Origin of the sequence: Nocardia uniformis NBRC 13702 (assembly GCF_001613345.1) — a bacterium.
Lineage (GTDB): Bacteria > Actinomycetota > Actinomycetes > Mycobacteriales > Mycobacteriaceae > Nocardia > Nocardia uniformis.
Genome location: NZ_BDCE01000072.1, coordinates 1 through 13,254, shown reverse-complemented (window position 1 = coordinate 13,254; position 13,254 = coordinate 1). Strand labels below are relative to the sequence as shown.

11 protein-coding genes are annotated in these 13,254 nt (G+C 66.7%); 7 read left to right on the top strand and 4 right to left on the bottom strand.

The features are described from left to right. The first annotated feature begins 7 nt into the window (after window positions 1–7). Window positions 8–1,351, top strand: coding sequence for a hypothetical protein (locus NU1_RS26650; RefSeq protein WP_067525497.1), 1,344 nt, complete (start codon window positions 8–10; stop codon window positions 1,349–1,351). A 54-nt stretch (window positions 1,352–1,405) separates the two neighbouring features. After that, a complete protein-coding gene (locus NU1_RS26645) occupies window positions 1,406–3,409 on the top strand; it encodes an alpha-1,4-glucan--maltose-1-phosphate maltosyltransferase (protein WP_067525760.1) in 2,004 nt (667 codons plus the stop codon). 78 nt (window positions 3,410–3,487) lie between these two features. On the opposite strand, the gene NU1_RS26640 is transcribed toward NU1_RS26645, so the two are convergent. Continuing rightward, entirely contained in the window at window positions 3,488–4,357 is an 870-nt protein-coding gene (locus tag NU1_RS26640; RefSeq protein WP_067525495.1) for a class II glutamine amidotransferase, read from the bottom strand. A gap of 176 nt (window positions 4,358–4,533) precedes the next feature. Here NU1_RS26640 and glgB point away from each other — a divergent pair, with 176 nt between their 5' ends. The 3 genes from glgB to NU1_RS26625 all read left to right on the top strand — a co-directional run bounded on the left by glgB (window position 4,534) and on the right by NU1_RS26625 (window position 8,474). Then, window positions 4,534–6,669 (top strand): 1,4-alpha-glucan branching protein GlgB, encoded by a 2,136-nt coding sequence (gene glgB, locus NU1_RS26635; protein ID WP_067525757.1) that lies wholly within the window; start codon window positions 4,534–4,536, stop codon window positions 6,667–6,669. 86 nt (window positions 6,670–6,755) lie between these two features. Further along, window positions 6,756–8,120, top strand: a complete 1,365-nt coding sequence (locus tag NU1_RS26630) for a TrpB-like pyridoxal phosphate-dependent enzyme (RefSeq protein ID WP_067525493.1) — start codon at window positions 6,756–6,758, stop codon at window positions 8,118–8,120. 135 nt (window positions 8,121–8,255) lie between these two features. Continuing rightward, window positions 8,256–8,474 (top strand): hypothetical protein, encoded by a 219-nt coding sequence (locus NU1_RS26625; protein WP_067525492.1) that lies wholly within the window; start codon window positions 8,256–8,258, stop codon window positions 8,472–8,474. An 85-nt stretch (window positions 8,475–8,559) separates the two neighbouring features. Here NU1_RS26625 and NU1_RS26620 read toward each other — a convergent pair whose 3' ends face one another. The 3 genes from NU1_RS26620 to NU1_RS26610 all read right to left on the bottom strand — a co-directional run bounded on the left by NU1_RS26620 (window position 8,560) and on the right by NU1_RS26610 (window position 11,283). Beyond that, window positions 8,560–9,414, bottom strand: coding sequence for a tetratricopeptide repeat protein (locus tag NU1_RS26620; protein WP_067525490.1), 855 nt, complete (start codon window positions 9,412–9,414; stop codon window positions 8,560–8,562). Between the two features lie 58 nt (window positions 9,415–9,472). Continuing rightward, on the bottom strand, window positions 9,473–9,841 hold the full coding sequence (locus NU1_RS26615) for a DUF3817 domain-containing protein (protein ID WP_084521845.1): 369 nt from the start codon (window positions 9,839–9,841) through the stop codon (window positions 9,473–9,475). Window positions 9,842–10,104: 263 nt separating this feature from the next. Beyond that, window positions 10,105–11,283 carry an acetyl-CoA C-acetyltransferase gene (locus NU1_RS26610; RefSeq protein WP_067525487.1) on the bottom strand — a complete coding sequence of 393 codons (1,179 nt, stop codon included), beginning with the start codon at window positions 11,281–11,283 and terminating at the stop codon, window positions 10,105–10,107. Window positions 11,284–11,397: 114 nt separating this feature from the next. Here NU1_RS26610 and mce point away from each other — a divergent pair, with 114 nt between their 5' ends. Beyond that, complete coding sequence (mce, locus tag NU1_RS26605) at window positions 11,398–11,868, top strand: methylmalonyl-CoA epimerase (protein WP_067525486.1); 471 nt, start codon at window positions 11,398–11,400, stop codon at window positions 11,866–11,868. Window positions 11,869–11,954: 86 nt separating this feature from the next. After that, window positions 11,955–12,932, top strand: a complete 978-nt coding sequence (locus NU1_RS26600; protein ID WP_067525485.1) for a coiled-coil domain-containing protein — start codon at window positions 11,955–11,957, stop codon at window positions 12,930–12,932. Window positions 12,933–13,254: the final 322 nt, after the last annotated feature.

Below are 13,254 nucleotides of genomic sequence, written 5' to 3'. Positions count from 1 at the left end.
ACCACTCATGACCGAGATGAATCGACTGACCGCCGACGACGACCTGTTCTGGAAGGTGCACCGGCTGTACGGGCCGCTGCTGGTGGTGCAACTGGCCTGGCTGTTCGACGAACCGCTGGAGCGCGCCACGGTGCAGCGGTTCCACGAGCATCTTTCGTACGGATTCCTGGCCCGGCGTGTGGTTACCACGCGGTTTCCGCTGGCGCGGCCCTGGTGGGCTCCCGCGCTGCGGGCGCTGCCGCTGGACTGGCGGACCGAGCCGGTGCGCGCCGACCGGGTACCGGATTGGCTTGCGGCACAGACCGATACCGATCTGGACCCGATCACCGGTGAGGTGTGGCGGCTCTCGGCCGCGCCCACCGCGACCGGTGGCACGGTGCTATCGCTGGTCGCCTCCCATGTCGCGGTCGATGGCGGCGGTGGGCTGTTCGCCGTCGCCGACGCCCTGGAAAGACTGCGTGCCGACGCCAGCCCGGACCGGGCGGCCAGTGCCGGTCGTCTGGTCGGGGACACCCTTTCGGCCGGTCTGCTGCGCGCCCATATCGCCGATGCCGTCGCACAGGTGCGGGCGGTAGCCGCCGGTATTCGCGGGGCGATTCGGGCGCGGGCGGTCCACGAACCGGTTCGCCAGCCCCGGCCCGAGACCACACCGGTGGCGCTGGCCAATCCCTTCCAGCCGGCGGATCTGCTGGTCTCGGTTCCGGCAGCGGACTGGAATCGGGTGGCCGCCGCGCATTCCGGAACCGCGAACGGGCTCATGGTGGGGGTCGCGGTCGGTGTACTCGGCCGCAGCGGCCGGGTCACCGACGGTGCGGTGCGGGTGGAGATCCCCCGCTCCATGCGCGGCCTCGACGATCCGCGGGGCAATGCCAGTACCGGTGTCGCCGTCGCGGTGCCGTATCGGCACGGCGAACGCACCGATCTGGCGCGATTGCGGGCGGCCACCAAACGCGCGGTCACCGCACACGACGATCCCGCCACCACCCCGCCGCTGCAACATCTGCAACCGGTGCAGGTGCTGCTGCCCGACGCCCTCACCCGCCGGTTCGTGCGCACCTCGAAAGCGCCGATCTGCCTGTGCACCAATCTGGGTGACAGCGCGAAGCTGGTCGCCGATATCGCCGGAATCCGCGCCCGCGCCGTGGTGATGCGGCCGGTGGTGCGGGCCGGTGATCCGGAGTTCTTCCGTCGCGCCGAAGCCGGGCTGACCGTGGCCTACTCCGGGGACGGGGAAACGGTGACGCTGGCTGTCGCCGGGGTCGATCCCGACCGGTTTCCCGACCGCGACACCCTGCGCCGCCATGTGGCCGCCGAACTCACCGCGTGGGGATTGCGACCCAGGTTCTGGTGAGTTCCGCGCCCGCCGCCGCGCCGGGCGGCGGCCGCTGCCGGTATGTTCGACTCCGTGACCGGCCGCATCGCCATCGATGACACCGCCCCCGCCATTCCCGGTGGCCGACCGGCGAAAGCCGTGGTCGGAGAGGTTTTCCCGGTACGTACCGTGGTGTGGCGGGAGGGGCACGACGCGGTCGCCGCGACGCTGTCGGTGCGCGCGCCCGGATCCACGCGGCCCCGTCGCATTCGAATGACGCCCGATTACGAGCCCGATGTCTTCAATGCCGTATTCACCCCCACCGAACCGGGGCTGTGGAGCTACCGCATCGAAGGGTGGAGCGATCCCATCGCCACCTGGCGGTCGGCGGTGGAGGCGAAACTCGCGGTCGGCCAGAGTGCCACCGATCTGGCCAATGATCTGGAGATGGGGGCGCGACTGCTGGAGCGGGCCGCGCAGGCGGTGCCGAAGAAACAGTGGGAGAGATTGCGCGACGCGGCCACCGCACTGCGCAGTGATGCCCAATTGCCCGCCCGCGTCGCGCCCGCCTTCAGCACCGAGGTGAGCGATATCCTGCGCGTCACCCCGCTGCGGGAATTCGTGGCGCGTGGCCCGCAGCATCTGGTCCATGTCGACCGGCAGCGTGCGCTGGTCGGGTCCTGGTACGAGTTCTTTCCGCGCTCCACGGGCGGCTGGGACGCCGAGGGCAAGCCGGTGCACGGCACCTTCGCCACTACGGCCAAGGAGCTGCCCCGCATTGCCGCCATGGGTTTCGATGTGGTGTACCTGCCGCCGATCCACCCGATCGGGAAGGTGAATCGCAAGGGCCCCAACAACTCTCTGACCGCCGAGCCCGGCGATGTGGGTTCACCGTGGGCCATCGGCTCCGTGGAGGGCGGCCACGACGCCATTCACCCCGATCTGGGCACCGAGGCGGATTTCATCGACTTCATCTCCGCCGCCGGGCAATTGGGCCTGGAGGTGGCCATCGACCTGGCATTGCAGTGTGCGCCCGATCATCCGTGGGTGGCCGCGCATCCGGAGTGGTTCACCACCCTCCCCGACGGCACCATCGCCTATGCGGAGAATCCGCCGAAGAAGTATCAGGACATCTACCCGATCAATTTCGACAATGATCCCGACGGACTCTACGCCGAGATCCTGCGGGTGGTGCGGCACTGGATCGGCTTGGGCGTCAAGATCTTCCGCGTCGACAATCCACACACCAAACCAGCGGACTTCTGGGAATGGTTCATCGCGCAGGTGCATCACGACCACCCCGATGTCATCTTCCTGTCCGAGGCGTTCACCCGCCCGGCCCGGCTGTACGGACTGGCCCGGCGCGGGTTCAGCCAGTCCTACACATATTTCACCTGGCGCACCACCAAGTGGGATTTCATCGACTTCGGAAACGAGTTGGCCGCCAAAGCCGATGAGGCGCGCCCCAACCTCTTCGTGAACACCCCGGACATCCTGCACGAGACCCTGCAGCACGGGGGCCCGGGTATGTTCGCCATTCGCGCCGTACTGGCCGCGACACTCGGTCCGACCTGGGGCGTGTACTCCGGTTTCGAGCTCTACGAACACCAGGCCCCGCATCCCGGCAGCGAGGAATATCTGGACTCGGAGAAATACCAGTTGCGTCCGCGCCGCTTCACCGAGGCCGCCGCACGCGGAGAATCCCTGGAGCCGTGGATCACTCGCCTCAACGAGATCCGGCGCTCGCATCCCGCGCTACAGCAGCTGCGCTGCATCCACTTCCATCACACCGATAACGACTCCCTGCTCGCCTACTCCAAATTCGATCCCACCACCGGCGACGCGGTGCTGACCGTGGTGAACCTCAACCCCTTCGGGGCCGAACAGGGCATGGTCTCCCTCGACCTGCCCGCCATCGGCCGCGAATGGCACGATCGGCCGGTGGTGTACGACGAGATCAGCGGCGAGGAATACCACTGGGGTCAAAGCAATTACGTGCGACTGGACCCGGCGCACGCGGTCGCGCACATCCTGGTGCTGCCGCCGGTGCCGATGCACGCCCGCCAGCAACTGGCCTTCCGCCGCTCATTCCACTGAATGTCCCCGAGCCGGATCACTGAGCTCGAACGAGCGGTATCGCACACCCTCTCGTCAGGCGACATCACGCGGAGAATCTCAGGGCACCGCGGTCTGAGAGGCAGCGGCTGCGGCATCCAATTGCGCCAGCGTGAGCAGTTGTTTCGGTGCGGAATCCGAGACGGTGATCGAGCTGACGCTCAGCCGGGCGTCGACGTGCAGCAACTCTCCCGGCGCCAGTAGCCGCCAGGCCGGGTCCGCGTCCAGGCGCTCACTGGCCACGACAACGGACGGGTAATCCGCGAGCGACGCGCTGTGTACCCGAATGCCCGCCTGCCCCTCATGCACGAGATGGCGACCGCCATTCGCCCCACCCGCGGCGCGTTCCAGCACGAACAGCTCGTGCGTATCGGGATAGCGCAGCGCCCATAGTTCGGTCGCGGTGGTGAGCACCAGATTCAGCGCGTACACGGGCAGTCGGTCGGCGATCCAGCGCACGGCGTCGGTGATACCCGCGGTGATGTCCCCGCCGTGTCGGTCGATGCGCTCGGTAATGAGGGCGAAGTACCGCTCGGAGTCCGTATCACCGTGCACCAGTTCGCGATAGGCGCCGAGTTCGGCATCCAGTTCGTCGAGTCCGTGCAGTACGCCATTGTGGGCGAACAGCCGACCCCGCTGCTCGAAAGGATGCGTATTGCGCGTTTCCATGCCGCCGGTGGAGGCGAACCGCACATGCGCGACGAAGGTCTCCGATTCCCGTTCCCGCGCTTCCTCGGCGAAGTCGGCATCGGAGAACGCGGCAATCGGCTGCTTCTCCACCCGCGGTGATCCGTCCGGGTAGAAGGTGCCCAGCCCCGCGCCGTCGGGATTGTGCCGACTCTGCAGCGACAGGCTGTCCGGAGCGTCCAACAGCCAGAAGGTAGCCGTGACCCGCCGCGGCGCGGCCGACAAACCGAACAATCGACACATGGCGCTCCTCGCTGAGCGTTGGTTCGAGCGTTTCGAGTCCGAGGTGATCGTATCGGCCGGGTGCCGCCGCGACGTCGCGGTACGCACCGCGCACCGGCCGCGCAGTAAGTTGGCAGGGTGCGCGCCGTCCGTGAGCCAGGCTGCCGGGGACTCCCCCGGTGAACCGGCGTGATCTCATGCTGCTGGCGGCGGGTACCCATCCCGATCCGCACACCGTCCTGGGCGCGCACCCGCACCCCGGCGGCACGGTCGTCCGGGTCCTGCGTCCACATGCCGACTCGGTGGTGGCACGGATCGGCGAGGGCGATCATCCGCTCGACCATGTCGAGCACGGACTGTTCGAAGGTGTGATCCCGTTTCCGGAGCTGTGGGATTACCGGGTGGTCACCTCGTATCCGGGCGGGCGGACCACCATCGATGCCGACGGCTACCGCTTCCTGCCGACCGTGGGGGAACTCGACCTACACCTGATCGGTGAGGGCCGACACGAGCGCCTGTGGGAGGCGCTGGGGGCCCGTCCACGCCGGTACACGACCCTCGACGGCGCAGTTTCCGGCACCTCGTTCGCGGTGTGGGCTCCGAATGCGCGCGGGGTCGCGGTCATCGGCGACTTCGATGGGTGGAGCGGCAATACCGTGCCCATGCGACGGCTCGGTGGCTCCGGGGTCTGGGAGGTATTCGTCCCGGGTCTCGGTCCGGGTGACAAGTACAAGTACCGGGTACACGGTGCGGACGGGCGCACCGTCGACCACGCCGACCCCATGGCCTTCGCCACCGAAACACCGCCCGCCACCGCGTCGGTGATTACCGAGAGCGAATTCACCTGGGACGATGACGAATGGTTGCGCGCCCGTTCGACCCTGGATCCGCCGCGGGCCCCCATCAGCATCTACGAGGTGCACCTCGGCTCCTGGCGGACCGGCCTGGGCTATCGGGAGATGGCCGAGCAATTGGCCGAATACGCTGCCGCCCAGGGCTTCACCCATATCGAACTGCTCCCCGTCGCCGAGCACCCGTTCGGCGGTTCCTGGGGGTACCAGGTCACCTCCTACTACGCCCCGACCGCCCGCTTCGGCTCCCCCGACGACTTCCGCTGGTTCGTCGATCATCTGCACGGCAGGGGAATCGGCGTCCTCCTCGACTGGGTCCCCGCGCACTTCCCGCGCGACGAATGGGCCCTGGCCCGCTTCGACGGCACCGCCCTGTACGAACACGCCGATCCACGCCGCGGCGAACAACTCGACTGGGGCACCTACGTTTTCGACTTCGGTCGGCACGAGGTCCGCAATTTCCTGGTCGCCAACGCGCTGTACTGGATCGAGGAATTCCATATCGACGGCCTGCGGGTGGATGCCGTCGCCTCCATGCTCTACCTGGACTACTCCCGCCCCGACGACGGCTGGGAACCCAATATCCACGGCGGTCGCGAAAACCTGGAAGCCGTTGCCTTCCTCCAGGAGATGAACGCCACGGTGCACCGCCGCCACCCGGGTGTACTCACCGTCGCCGAGGAATCCACCACCTGGCCCGGCGTCACCCGCTCCACCGAGGTCGGCGGGCTGGGCTTCACCATGAAGTGGAATATGGGCTGGATGCACGACACCCTCGGCTACCTCGGCCACGACCCCGTGCACCGCGCCTGGCACCACAACGAGATCACCTTCTCGCTCACCTATGCCTGGAGCGAGAACTACGTCCTACCCATCAGCCACGACGAGGTGGTGCACGGCAAGGGCACCCTGTGGACCCGGATGCCCGGCGACGATTTCGCCAAGGCCAGCGGCGTGCGCGCGCTGCTGGCCTACATGTGGTCGCATCCCGGTAAGCAATTGCTGTTCATGGGACAGGAATTCGGGCAGTTCCGCGAATGGGATCACGACCGCGGCCTGGACTGGCACGAACTCGACAATCCGCTGCACCACGGTGTCCAGGCCCTGATTCGCGACCTCAACGACCTCTATCGCGCCCACCCCGCGCTGTGGAGCCAGGACACCTCCCCCGGTGGATACTCCTGGATCGACGCCGACGACCGCGACAATAATGTGCTGTCTTTCCTGCGCTACGGCACCGAGGACGCCATGCTGGTGTGCCTCTACAACTTCTCCGGTTCCGAGCACGCGAAGTATCAGGTCGGTCTGCCCCGCCCGGGCCGGTGGCGCGAAGTACTCAATACCGACGCGATTACCTACGGCGGCAGTGGAATCGGGAATCTGGGTGTCGTCGCCGCGACCGAGCGGCCGTGCCTGGGCTGGCCCGCCTCCGCCACCGTCGCCTTGGCCCCCAATAGCGCCGTGTGGTTGGCACCGGAGTAATTCCACCGCTATCCACGCGAACGGGCCACCCGCGCCGGAGCCGCGGCGTATCGTCCCGACAGGGGGCAATCCTCTGGGAGACGCAGATGAGCGGTCGCAGCAAAATCACCCTCGACGAATCCGAACTGCCCAGACGTTGGTACAACGTCATTCCCGATCTTCCGGCCCCGCCGCCTCCGCCGCTGCACCCGGCAACGAGGCAGCCGATCGGGCCGGACGACCTCGCACCGCTGTTCCCGATGGAGCTGATCCGCCAGGAAATGAGCGGGGAGCGCTATATCGAAATTCCGGACGAGGTGCGTGACGTCTACCGGCTCTGGCGGCCCACACCGCTGTTTCGGGCGCGGCGATTGGAGCGGGCCCTGCGCACCCCGGCGCGGATCTACTACAAGTACGAGGGCGGCTCCCCCGCCGGCTCGCACAAACCGAATACGGCCGTACCGCAAGCGTTCTACAACGCGGCCGAGGGCACCCGGCGGCTCACCACCGAGACCGGTGCGGGGCAATGGGGCAGTGCGCTCGCCTTCGCCTGCGCACAGTACGGCATCGACTGTGAAGCCTGGATGGTGCGCGCCTCCTACGATCAGAAACCGCACCGCCGCACCCTCATGCACGTCTGGGGCGCGACCGTACACCCCAGCCCCTCGGCCGTCACGGCGGCGGGCGCGAAAATCCTTGCCGACCACCCCGATTCACCCGGCAGCCTCGGGATCGCCATAAGTGAGGCGGTCGAGGTGGCGGCCGAGAACCCGGATACCAAGTACGCGCTGGGCAGCGTGCTCAACCATGTGCTGCTGCATCAGACCGTCATCGGAGAGGAGGCGCTCGCCCAGTTCGACGCCGCCGGTGAGCGACTGCCCGACATGATTATCGGCTGCACCGGCGGGGGTTCGAATTTCGCGGGGCTCGTCTTCCCCTTCCTGCGGGAAAAGCTCGCCGGGCGAACCGATCCGGTGTTCCGCGCCGTCGAACCCGCCGCCTGCCCATCGTTCACCCGCGGCCGGTACGGCTATGACCACGGCGATACCGCCGGATTCACGCCGCTGATGAAAATGCACACCCTCGGACACGACTTCATCCCCGATCCGGTGCATGCGGGCGGCCTGCGATATCACGGCATGTCGCCGCTGCTCTCACATATGTACGAACTGGGGATGTTCGAGGCCGTCACGAAAAATCAGCTCGAATGCTTCGCCTCCGCGGTGACCTTCGCCCGCGCCGAAGGCATCCTCCCGGCCCCCGAGCCCGCCCACGCCATCGCGGCCGTCATCGACGAGGCCCGCCATTGCACCGAAACCGGCGAAGAGAAGGTCCTGCTGACCGCCCTGTGTGGCCACGGGCACTTCGATATGACAGCCTACGAGCGGTATCTCTCCGGCGAGATGGGCGACTTCGAACTGCCCCAGGATCGTATCGACACCGCTCTCGCCGGGCTGCCCGACATCGGCTGAGAACACCCTGTCGCGCCGCCCCCGAGACTACCGGCACGGGCATTGGGGGCTGCCGAGATCGTTTGGAATGTAGTGGATTTGGTTACGCGGCGTCGCATCCCGAACTGCAATACCAATGGATAGGAATACATCTACATGAAGAAGCTTGGCACTGCTCTGTTCATCGGTGCGGCCATGGCCGGCTTTGTCGGCGTCGGCGCCGGTTTTGCGACCGCCAACGTCCCCGTCACCGCTGCTGAGCCGGTCGTCGACGTGGGCGAGCCCGACCCGAATGGCACCGGGTCCGCCTCGGCGCTGGCCGATGTGCTGAAGGCTCTGATCTCGGGCAGCTCGCAGGCCACCCCGGCGGACTAGGTCCCACCCCCGGGCACCCGAACGCTCGGGTAGTTGCGAAAACCGGTTCCCCACTTCATAAGAGGTGGGGAACCGGCCTGTTTGCTCAGTACAGCGCGGCGGCCAGTTTGCGGCGGAACGCGACCACGATCGGTTCGGCCGGATCGAAGAGTTCGAACAGTTCCAGCAGGTGGGTGCGTACGCGGGTGCGGTCGTCACCCGCGGTGCGCTTCACCAGTGCGATGAGGCGGTCGAACGCCTGCTCCGGCTGCTGGTTGAACATCTCCAGATCGGCAGCGGCCAACCCGGCGTCGATATCGGACGGATCGGCATCGGCCTTGGCGACGGCGCTCGGATCGAGCTCCTGGACGCGGGCGATGAACTGCACCTGACGCAGTGCCGCCTTGGCCTCGACATTATTGGGTTCGGTATTGAGGATGGCCTGGTAAGCCGCCACCGCGGTATCGAATTCGCCACGCTCCAGGGCCTCTTCGGCCGCCACGAAGCGCGGGTCCTCCGGTTCTTCCACCTCGGCCTCTTCACCCGCGCCGACGCCCGGCAGCTTGCCGCGCACCGCGTCGACAACGGCGGTCAGCCACTGCCGCACCTGCTCCTCCGGCTGATTGCCGGTGAAGTCGGCGAGCGGCTGCCCGGCGGCCACCGCGACCACGGTCGGAATGCCCTGCACCCCGAACGCCTGCGCGATGCGCATATTCGCTTCGGCCTCGATGGTGGCCAATTCCCAGTCGGTGGTCTCCCCGGCCAGCTGCTCGAGCAGTTTCACCAGTTCGATACTGCCGGCGCTGCGCTGCGAATACAGCGCCACCACCACCGGCACCTGAGCGGAACGGCGCAGCACCTTCGTCTCGAAATCGACTTCCGTGACGGAATGCCCGTCCGGAACATCCGCCGCGGCGGCTGGGGGCTGCTTCAAACTGGACAGATCCACCGCACCGGACATAGCGGCAACGGCAGCGGCTGAGGGTCGTCGTGCAGGTCGAGTCACGACATCCAGTCTGTCACGAACGCGCGGCGGCGGGGTCTCCAGCCTGGGCGTCGGACCCCTCGCTCAGCTCAGCGAGCAGACCGGCACGCACCGCCAGCACCTCGAAGAGCACGGTGAAGAACGGCGGAATGCTCGATGCCAGCGCCAGCAGCGTGACCTTCCAGTTCCACCGCAATTCCCGCGCGGCCATGATGGCGACGAGTACGAACACCACGAACACCACGCCGTGGAACATGCCGAATACCTTGACCGGCCACAGCACCGGTTCGGGCAGGCGCTTGAAAATCATGCCGACGATCAGGAGGGCCCAGGACACCGCCTCCAAAAATGCGACAAATCGGAAACGTTTGGCCACGGTGCTGAGGTCCAGGAGATTGCCCATGCGCACCATTGTGCCCTGAGATCTACGACACCTCGTAGTGGAGGTGGTCACATACCCCGAACGAAACCGCCTCCGGTTCGAATACGAACCGGGGGCAGGCTCCCAAATTCCTTAGTGATCAGTGATTTTCGTGAATCGTCCCGGTACACCTCGCGCCCCGGCGACGTGAGGTTCCCTCCCCGACACAGCCTCCTCGTCATTCCGGCGTGCTTTTGGCCGGGATGACGGAGAGGTCGACCCGGACCGGGGCGACGGGGTGAAACCTAAACGCGGACGATGAGGGCGTCGCCCTGGCCGCCACCGCCGCAGAGGGCCGCCGCGCCGACGCCGCCACCGCGACGCTTCAGCTCGAGCGCCAGGTGCAGCACGATGCGCGCACCCGACATGCCGAGCGGGTGGCCGATGGAGATCGCGCCGCCATTGACATTGACCTTGTCGGCATCGATGCCGAGCTTGCGGGTGGAGGCGATGCCGACGGCGGCGAAGGCCTCGTTGATCTCGACCAGATCCAGGTCGGCGGGGGAAATGCCCTCGCGCGCACAGGCTTTCGCAATGGCATTGGCGGGCTGGTCCTGGAGGGTGGAGTCCGGCCCGGCGACCACACCGGCCGCGCCGATCTCGGCGATCCAGCTCAAACCCAGCGCCTGCGCCTTCTCCTTGCTCATTACGACGACGGCGGCGGCGCCATCGGAGATCTGGGAGGCCGAGGCGGCGGTAATGGTGCCGTCCTTGCGGAAGGCCGGACGCAGCTTGGCCAGGGATTCGGCGGTGGTGTCGGCGCGAATGCCCTCATCGGCGGCGAACAGGATCGGATCGCCCTTGCGCTGCGGGATCGAGACCGGCACGACCTCGTCCTCGTAGACACCGTTCTTCCAGGCGGCAGCGGCCTTCTGGTGTGAGGCGGCGGCGAAGGCGTCCTGATCCGCACGGCTGATCGGCTGGGTGTCGTTCTGCTGCTCGGTGAGCAGGCCCATGGCCTGATCGGTGAAGATGTCGTGCAGGCCGTCGTAGGCCATATGGTCGCGCAGGGTGACATCGCCGTACTTGAAGCCCTCGCGGCTCTTCTCCAGCAGATGCGGAGCCTGGGACATGGACTCCATGCCACCGGCGACCACGATTTCGTACTCACCGGCGCGAATCAGCTGATCCGCCAGGGCGATCGCATTGATACCGGACAGGCAGACCTTATTGACGGTGACCGCCGGGACGTCCATCGGAATGCCCGCGGCCACGGCCGCCTGGCGCGCCGGGATCTGTCCCGCACCCGCGGTGAGCACCTGGCCCATGATCACGTAGTCGACCTGGTCGGGCGCGACCCCGCTCTTCTCCAGGGCCGCCTTGATGGCGAAACCACCCAGGTCGGAACCGCTGAAATCCTTCAGCGATCCCAGCAGCCGCCCCACCGGGGTACGCGCACCGGAGACGATGACGGTCGTGGTCACGATGAACCTCACTAAGGGTCGAATGGTCGGGCTCCGCCAACCATCGGAGCCCTACTCAAAGGTAACCCGCGGCCTCCCGCCGGCCTTCCCCAGGTGCGCGCTACCGTTCGAAGAGTGAGCAATACCGATAAGTCCGAATTCATCCCCGCGGAGTACGTCACCGCCGTCGATCATGTCGGCATCGCGGTGCCCGATCTCGATGCCGCGGTCGCCTGGTACACCGACAATCTCGGCATGGTCGAGACGCATCGGGAGATCAACGAGGCCCAGGGCGTGCACGAGGCCATGCTGTCGTTTGCGGGCGCAGCCGAGGGATCGAGTGCCCTGCAGTTGCTGGCACCCCTGAGTGACGCGTCCACGATCGCCAAGTTCATTGACCGGAATGGCCCTGGCCTGCAGCAGCTCGCGTATCGGGTCACCGATATCGATGCTGTCGCCACATATCTGCGTACACGGGGCTTGCGTTTGCTGTACGACGCCCCACGCGGCGGAACCGCAGGTTCCCGCATCAATTTCATCCATCCGAAGGATGCTGGCGGTGTGCTGGTGGAACTCGTCGAACCAGCCGCGAAAACTACTCACTAGTACCGACGTTCGCGGCGGGAAAGAGGCTGTAACAACATTCGCGGTCGGGTCACCATCACCGGTCGCCAGGCTGTAGTTTGTGGGGCATGTCGTCCACTGAGCCCGATCGTAATCGCTTCGTCGCTCTGCCCTTTACCGTAGTGCGGAAGGGGTATGACCGTGATGAGGTGCGCAACTACTTCGACCGATTCGATGCCGAGCTAAGGGTAACCGCAACCGATCGCGATGCCGCTGCCGCCCAGGCCCGAAACCTGGCCGCGCAGCTGGAAGACGCACGCGACGAGATCGACGAGCTCCGCAAGGAGGTCGACCGGCTGTCCGTGCCGCCGACCACCGCGGAGGGTATGTCGGACCGGATCTCCCGCATGCTCCGCCTGGCCTCCGACGAGGCCTCCGAGGTGCGCGCCCAGGCTCAGGCCGAGGCCGCCGAAATGATCTCGATCGCCGAGCAGCAGGCGGCCGAGATGCGCGGCAAGTACGAATCGCTCCTCGGCGAGACCAAGGAGAAGCGCGAGGCGCTCGAGATCGAGTTCGAGCAGACTCTCGCCAATGCCCGCAACGAGGCCACGAAGATCATCGACGCCGCCAATGCCGAGGCCGACCGCCTCACCAAGGAGTCCGAGGCCAAGCGCAAGGCCGCGCAGCAGGACTTCGAGGTCACCATGGCCGAGCGCCGCACCAAGCTCACCCGTGCCATGGAGGAGCTGGAGGCGACCAGTCGCGCCGAGGCCGCCCAGCGGATCAAGGATGCGACCGACGAGTCCAACCGCCTGGTCACCAATGCCACCCAGTCCGCCGATCGCAAGATCGCGCACGCCAAGGAACTGGCCGAGGAAATGCGCGTGCTGCGTGGCCGCGTCCTGGCCCAGCTGCTCGGTATTCGCGGTCAGCTCGACTCGGTCCCGGCCATGCTGGCCGCGGTCAACCGCGAAAGCGAACTGCTCGACGGCGCTCCCGAGCCCCGATCGCTGAATCAGTCCGGCCGCAAGGCAATTCAGGACAACAATAAGTCAGACGATCAGGCCGTCGACGAAGAGCGCGAGAACGCCGACATCTCCGGCTGATTCCCGCGCCATCGGTACCGACCGGGCGACATCGCACCATTCGAAGGCCGCCCCCTTGACGGGGGCGGCCTTCCTTATGCCCCAGTGCCCCTTGTCAATCCGAATGCCCGGGACCGAATACCTCAGCACCCCAGGTCATTCGTAATCCTCGAACCGAATGCCGTAGCGCCCTTCGTCATTCCTGCACACCCAAACTGAATACCGTAGCGCCCCCCGTCATTCCGGCACGCCCAAACCAAATGCCGTAGCGCCCCTCGTCATTCCGGCGTGCTTTTGGCCGGGATCCACACCCGATGAGTAGTGGATCCCGGCCAAAAGCACG

Bases quoted from the DNA above. Each gene is read 5' to 3' on its own strand.
- NU1_RS26650 (WP_067525497.1), top strand. From the start codon at position 8: ATGACCGAGATGAATCGACTGACCGCCGACGACGACCTGTTCTGGAAG.
- NU1_RS26620 (WP_067525490.1), bottom strand. From the start codon at position 9,414: ATGTCCGGTGCGGTGGATCTGTCCAGTTTGAAGCAGCCCCCAGCCGCC.
- NU1_RS26625 (WP_067525492.1), top strand. From the start codon at position 8,256: ATGAAGAAGCTTGGCACTGCTCTGTTCATCGGTGCGGCCATGGCCGGC.
- glgB (WP_067525757.1), top strand. From the start codon at position 4,534: ATGCTGCTGGCGGCGGGTACCCATCCCGATCCGCACACCGTCCTGGGC.
- NU1_RS26630 (WP_067525493.1), top strand. From the start codon at position 6,756: ATGAGCGGTCGCAGCAAAATCACCCTCGACGAATCCGAACTGCCCAGA.
- NU1_RS26600 (WP_067525485.1), top strand. From the start codon at position 11,955: ATGTCGTCCACTGAGCCCGATCGTAATCGCTTCGTCGCTCTGCCCTTT.
- NU1_RS26615 (WP_084521845.1), bottom strand. From the start codon at position 9,841: ATGGGCAATCTCCTGGACCTCAGCACCGTGGCCAAACGTTTCCGATTT.
- NU1_RS26640 (WP_067525495.1), bottom strand. From the start codon at position 4,357: ATGTGTCGATTGTTCGGTTTGTCGGCCGCGCCGCGGCGGGTCACGGCT.